This is a genomic window from Streptococcus sp. 27098_8_103 (assembly GCF_041432345.1).
In the GTDB taxonomy this organism is placed as follows: domain Bacteria; phylum Bacillota; class Bacilli; order Lactobacillales; family Streptococcaceae; genus Streptococcus; species Streptococcus mitis_BV.
In genome coordinates, this window is the sequence record NZ_JAPVZK010000049.1 from 1 (window position 1) to 7,152 (window position 7,152).

Annotated in this window: 2 protein-coding genes; both read right to left on the minus strand. The window is 34.6% G+C overall.

The features are described 5' to 3' along the window. Positions 1 to 4,899: Rib/alpha-like domain-containing protein (locus tag O3599_RS09680; RefSeq protein ID WP_371512725.1), on the minus strand; the 4,899-nt coding region annotated here is incomplete at its 3' end. Positions 4,900 to 5,561: 662 nt separating this feature from the next. Beyond that, a partial coding sequence (locus O3599_RS09685) for a Rib/alpha-like domain-containing protein (protein WP_371512726.1) occupies positions 5,562 to 7,152 on the minus strand: 1,591 nt, incomplete at its 5' end.

Below are 7,152 nucleotides of genomic sequence, written 5' to 3' on the forward strand. Positions count from 1 at the left end.
AACTGGATCTTTCTTACCTTGTGTTGTCAAGTCTGGAATATTTTCAACCTTAGTAACCTTACCACCTTCTGGAATTGTAATTCCTTTAGTGTAATCGTCCGGTGTTAATGGTGTGGTTGTTACTGGGGTTTCGATTTCCTTAACTGGCGTTACATTCACCGGAACGTCCACTGTGATAACTTTACCATTTGGTAATTCAATCGTTACCTTAACTGGATCTTTCTTACCTGGTGTTGTCAAGTCTGGAATGTTTTCAACATTCGTTACTTTTCCACCTTCTGGGACTTTAACATATTTCGCAATATCATCCTTTGTTAAAGGTGTATTTGTTACGGGTGTTTCAATTGGTCTTGGTTTAGCTTCTACCACTTTAATCGTAGCGGGAACTTCAACCAATACATTTCCATTTCTATCTTTCACAACTACTGTTACTGGTTTATCACCAACAGTTGTTGCATCGAACGGTTCAGTCTGTCCATCTGGAACTTTGTACTCAAATGTTGAACCTTCTGGGTAATCACTTGGAGTAATACTATCTCTTGCTTGTGGTTTTTCAGTTGGATTTACAGGAATTAATTGTTCCTTGCCTTCCACTACCTTAACCTTAGCAGGAACTTCTACCAGTTTATCTTCCCCATCTTTTGCTTCTACAATAACATCTTTTTCGCCTGGTGTTGTTGTATCTACTGGAGTTTTATATTTGAATGTTACCCCATCTGGATATTGCTCAGGATCAATATTCTTAGAAGCATCTGGTTGTTTATTAGATTTATCAACCGGCACATATTGTGTCTTACTATCGACTACTACAATTTTAGCAGGAATCTCTGCAACTATTTCTGTACCTAGCTTAGCTACAACTGTTACATCTTTGTCTCCTGTGGAACCAGTATTTGGTTTTTCTTTATACTCAAACGTGGTTCCTTCTGGGAATTTACTTGGATCAATACTATCTTTCGGTGAGATACCTTCTTTGTTTACTGGAACATACTGAGGATAGCTTTCTACCACACGTACCGTTGCTGGAACTTCGACAAGTTTATTACCTGCTTTGTCTTTAACAACTACTGTAACATTCTTGTCCCCTGCCTCTGAAGTATTGACTTCTTCTTTATATTCAAATGTTGAACCTTCTGGATATTGATCTGGATCAATACTATCTTTGACACTAGGTTGTTCATTCCCTTCACTAACTGGAACAATTTGAGGATAACCTTTTGCGACTACTACAGTTGCTGGAACTTCAACTAATGGATTTCCATCTTTATCCGTTACTACAACCGTTGTTTCCTTGTCTCCTGCCTTACTTGTTTCAACTGGTTCTTTAAATTTAAACTTAGAACCTTCAGGATAATTTTCTTCATCAACACTCTTAGAAGCGTCTGGTTGTGTATTCTCTTTATTTTCTGCCACATATTGTGTCTTACTATCGACTACTACAATTTTAGCAGGAATCTCTGCAACTATTTCTGTACCTAGCTTAGCTACAACTGTTACATCTTTGTCTCCTGTGGAACCAGTATTCGGTTTTTCTTTATACTCAAACGTGGTTCCTTCTGGGAATTTACTTGGATCAATACTATCTTTCGGTGAGATACCTTCTTTGTTTACTGGAACATACTGAGGATAACTTTCTACCACCCGTACCGTTGCTGGAACTTCGACAAGTTTATTACCTGCTTTGTCTTTAACAACTACTGTAACATTCTTGTCCCCTGCCTCTGAAGTATTGACTTCTTCTTTATATTCAAATGTAGCATCATCAGGAAATTGACTTTTATCTATATTTTTCAGAACATCTGGTTGGATATTGTTGTCACTAACTGATACAATTTGAGGAATTCCTTCAACTACTACAACATCAAATTTATCAGTATCGTCATTTTTTTCAACTGAGTCTTTTCCCTCACTATCTGTAGCCTTTAAAGTTACTGTATAGACACCTGGTTTAGAAGTATCTAATCCCTGATCATCAATAACTGAAACATTTGGTTTTGTTGTTTCCTTATTATCCCTATCATCTTCTAAATCAGCTACTTCAATACCTGGTTTACCATCAACAATAGTATCTGATACTTGTTTCAAAAGTTTTTCAGTATTAACTTTATTAGACACATCCGTTTTAGGAACATATATAACATCTTTATTGACATTTAAAGTTGGAGCTTCATTTAAAACATTCGCATAAGCAACATCTGAATCATTTCCTGCTTTATCTTGAACAGTTACTTTGATACGTTTGTCAGGAGATAAAGCATTATTTGCTTCATCTAAATTAATATCTTCTGGTAAAGGTAATACTAATTTTCCATCAACTTTTTTTAATTTTTCAGAATCTTTGTACCATTCATCACCTTTTTTAGTTAATTTAATTGTTTTCGCACCGTTTGGTAATGTTACTGTTATACTAGTTACACCACCAATCGCATGATTAATTTTTTCAACTTCTGTTGTAGCTTCAGCCTCTGCTAACTTATGCTGATTATCCTTGTTATTATTGTTCTTATCGTTTTCAATAACATCCTTTTTCTCTCTTTCAGGGTCAGTTAAGCCTGTCTCTTCCTCTGGAATAGAAATCAAGAGGTTTCTTTCCTGATTTTTATTCGTACTATTTCCCTGCACTCCATCGATATGTATTGTTTCGACTGTTGGTGCTTTAGGTTTTGTTGAATCTATATAAATCGTCTTATTATAATAGTAGTTTGGATTTTCAGAATTTCTTACACCAGATACTGTATTTCTATACTTACCATTTTCATTTGTAACATCTGCTGTATTTAGTACTTTATTCTCCTCAGCATCTTGTAAACCGTTAGGTAAAAATGTTCGTACTTTAAAAGTCGCAGTCCCTTTATAATCCGGAGATGTTGTAAATTTTACTCGGAAAGAACGAACTCCATCATTTTTATTACTATTCGATCCAATTCCTATGTACGGCCCTATACCATTATTTTTTTGAGAAGTTTGATACTTTATTCGCAATTTTCTTCCTACAGGATCATACGAAATATTATTTTTATGAATTGGTACATTCCCAAACCATATCCAATCTGATTTTGGTGCAGTAATTTCCGTGTCTAGTTCTACTCCTTTGGGAACTTCAATTTCTGTTTCTGCATGACCATAAAGTCTTATACCACCGACACTATTCACTGTAAACTCTAATTCACCTTTTTGATCAGATTTATATAGTTTCTTATCTCCATACCCCCCCTCTTTATTATTAGTTTTAACATTAGTAGTCATTTCGGTACCTGTACCAACAGTTAAATTTACAGCTCCAACAAAATATCCATCTGTTACAGAGATATTTCTGTTACTATCACCTTTCAAAAAAGAATTATGGATAGCAGTTCCATCATCCAAAGCTTCGATTTCAACTTTAATTCGTTTTGTTTCTTTTGGAGTTTCATAAATTGCTCTATATTCGGTCCAACCATCTCCATTACCTCCATTTCCAGTAGGTACAGATATATGTGATTCTTCCATTCCAGCATGATTATCATCTTCTATTGTTGAAATTTTTTTATTAGTATCAGCATCATAGACGGTTATTCTTATTTTTTCACCTGTTCCGGCAGTCCCCATTACTCCGTAAGCACCACCAGTAATAGCGCTTAATAATAGCCGAGAATTTCCATTTACATTAAACTCTTTTGCAATTTTTGTACCCTTTTTCCCAAGTTCTAAATAGTATCCTTTAGGTAAATTATGAGTTCCAACAACTCCAGAATAATTAACACCATTCGCATAATTTTGATTGGCAGCATTTACACCTAATGGATGCCCCTCACTTGGTTGTTCATTATTATCCCTGGGAATTTTTCCATTTAAATCATAAATCTTCGAAGGTTTGGGAGGAAATTCTGAAGGTCTATTTGTATCAAAATTTGTAGGATCTACTGGCTTAATTGCAGTAACCTTTTCTCCACTTTCTATTTTCCATCCATTTAATGCATTTTTAGTATCAGCATCAGCTTTTGTGATTTCTTTTTCCTTCCATTTATAGGTTATTCTACCTAAAATTTTAGTTTCACCACCAGTTGATGCTGTACTTCTTGACCATTGTTTTTCAACCTCTTTCTCACTAACTACAGCATCATCAAAATTGATATCACCAAATTGCTCTTTTGCACTCTCAAAAACTCCATTTTGGGGATTATTTCCATAACCCAGTTTATTATTATTTGTTGGTCCTTCTATCGCTTTACTAATTGTATTTGCAGAATTTAATACAGCTTCTCTAAATCCACTCTCTCCTTTTCCTGGAATGGCTTTTCCATTTCGTGGATCTTGATTTTTGTTTTCTTTTTCTAATTTCTTTTCAATGGATGCTTTTGGTATACTTTTAAGAATAAAATCTATATTATTAAGAGAACTTAATTCTTTGTCGATATCTCCCTGTATTACTTTATCATTAGATAATAAGTCTTTCGCTTTAGCTAATTCTTCATTCGCACTTTTGATTACTTCTTCTGTTTTTTCATTCACTTCAGTTTTTTCAAGTAATGCTTGAACACGAGCAACAGCTAATTCTAATTTACTTGTATCAGCTTTAATAAACTGTTTTTCCTCTTGTCTACTCTCATTATTAAAATATTCAGTTGAAGAAATAACATCTTTAGATCCTGTATTTTCAGAAGTTGCTTCTGATACCTTAAGATTAGAAGTATTAACTCTATCCTCATTATCTGTTTTCTTATCATATTCCTTTGGTTGATGATTTGAAGATACTGAGGCAGCACTACTATCATTACTTTGAATAGCATCTGCCTGAACAGTACCTCCACCAATAAACATCATAAAAGCAGCAATCACGACTGAAGCTGCTCCAAAACTTACTTTGCGAATAGAAAAACGTAATTGTTTTTCACGATCATGTTTACCTTTATAAAACATCTGATTCCCTCCGTTATAAATATCTTATTATATTCTATGATACTCTTTTTATCTAATAAATCAATAGAGTTTTTCTCAAAGTTTTATATCACAAAACGAGCAATATCCGTATATATATATATATATACGGATATTGCTCGTTATTCTTTATAAATATTACATTCTACGGAACGTGATGTTTATTGTCTGAAAAATTACGTTTTTATAACATTTTAAATTACATAAATATTTAGCCTATTTATTTTCCAATCAACTACTAGTTTCTAGCGCTAATTATTTATCATCAAGTAGTACAACCAGTTTCGAATCAGGTTGATAAATGGCTTCCATTTACTTCCTTCTTTCCTAGTTAATCTATTTACACTTCAATCCTACCAAATATTCCTTGAAAGAAGTATCACAATCATTACAAAACATATCTACAATAAATAAGTAAAACATTTATATTAGTTAAAAACTTTATAAAAAGTAAGTACTAATAAATCTTCCCATAAAAAAACGCATAGTATCAGACTTTTTTAAGTTACTGATACTATACGTTCCTGTGATCCTGATATTTTTTCAGCATCAACAATCTTTATATTATTATCCAAATAATATTTCGTAAAGTTTTTATATAGGTCTGGATTTAATATTACACAAGATAAATAATCGACAAATCTTTAGTCTTCTTTTTTCTTGCGAGCAAGAAGTCCAAATCCACCTAGGACTCCAAGAAGTCCAAGCGCTGCGAGGCTAGCGTTAGCTTCTGTACCTGTGTTAGGCAATTCTTTTTGACCATCAACGTATTTAGGTGTTGCTGGTTGGGTAGCTGAATCAGTTGCTACTGATGGTTCAGCTGGTGTTGGAACAGCAGGTTGGCTTGGAGTTGTTGGTTGTTCCGGTTGCACTGGAGCTACTGGTTGTTCTTGATCGATTGGATTTGTCACTTTCTTATAGTGATGTAAGGTATTTCCTTTAGCATCCGTTGTTGAATGACTAAATTCATATCCTTCCAACTCTATTGGATTGTGTTTTCCTTCTTTATCTGAAGTAATACGGTTTCCATTTTCATCTAGGTATTCCGTTACAATCACTTGTGTTGAATCTCCATTTTGAGCAATTGCTCCTCCACCATTTTGTGATTTAGGTGTTACCGTTACTGGTACTTCTACTGTAATAATACGACCATCCGGTAATTTTACTTTCACTTTAACCACTGGTTTTGCTCCAGGTGTTTCAGTTGTTGGGATTTTTCCTACTTCAACAATTTCCCATCCTTCTGGTAAATCGACTTTCTTCTTAACATCATCTTCTGTAATAGGAGTTCCAACTTCCACTACAATAGGTGTTACTTTCGGTGTTACGATTACAGGCACATCTACTTCAATAATCTCACCAGTTGGAACTTTGATTTTCACTTTAACGCTTGGTTTTACTCCAGCTGGAATTGTTGTTGGAATTGTTGTTGGAATTTCTCCTACTTCTACAATTTCCCATCCTGGTTCTTTGGGAAGATCAATATGTCCTTTCACATCGTCTGGTGTGATTGGTGTTCCTTGTGGTACAACAATTTGTCTTACGGTTGGCGTAACGATGACTGGTACATCGACAGTAATCTTACGACCATCTGGTAATTCAATCTCTACTGGAACGACAGGTTTTGTTCCTGGTGTTTCTGTTGTTGGAATTTCTCCTACTTTTGTTACCTTCCATCCTTTTGGCAATTCAATATGTTTCTGAATATCTTCTGGAGTAACAGGTGTTCCTACTGAAACTACTACAGGTGTTACTTTTGGTGTTACGATGACTGGAATATTCATCGTTACTCTAATTCCATTTGGTAACTCGATAACAACTGGAATACTTGGTCTTTCACCTGAAATATCTGTTGAAGGTTTGTCACCAATTGAGATAACTTTTGCTCCTTTTGGAATGTGATTTTCAACATCCTCAGCAGTAATTGGATCCCCTTGTTTTTTAACAATATCCTCAATAGGTGTTACATTAACTGGGACTTCTACTGTTATCACTTTTCCATTTGGTAATTCAACCGTTACTTTAACTGGATCCTTCTTACCTGGTGTTGTCAAGTCTGGAATGTTTCCAACATTTGTGACCTTGCCACCTTCTGGAATCTTGATGCCTTTAGTGTAATCCTCTGGCGTTAATGGGGTAGATGTGACTGGTGTCTCAATCTCTTTAACAGGTGTTACATTAACTGGGACTTCTACTGTTATCACTTTTCCATTTGGTAATTCAACCGTTACTTTA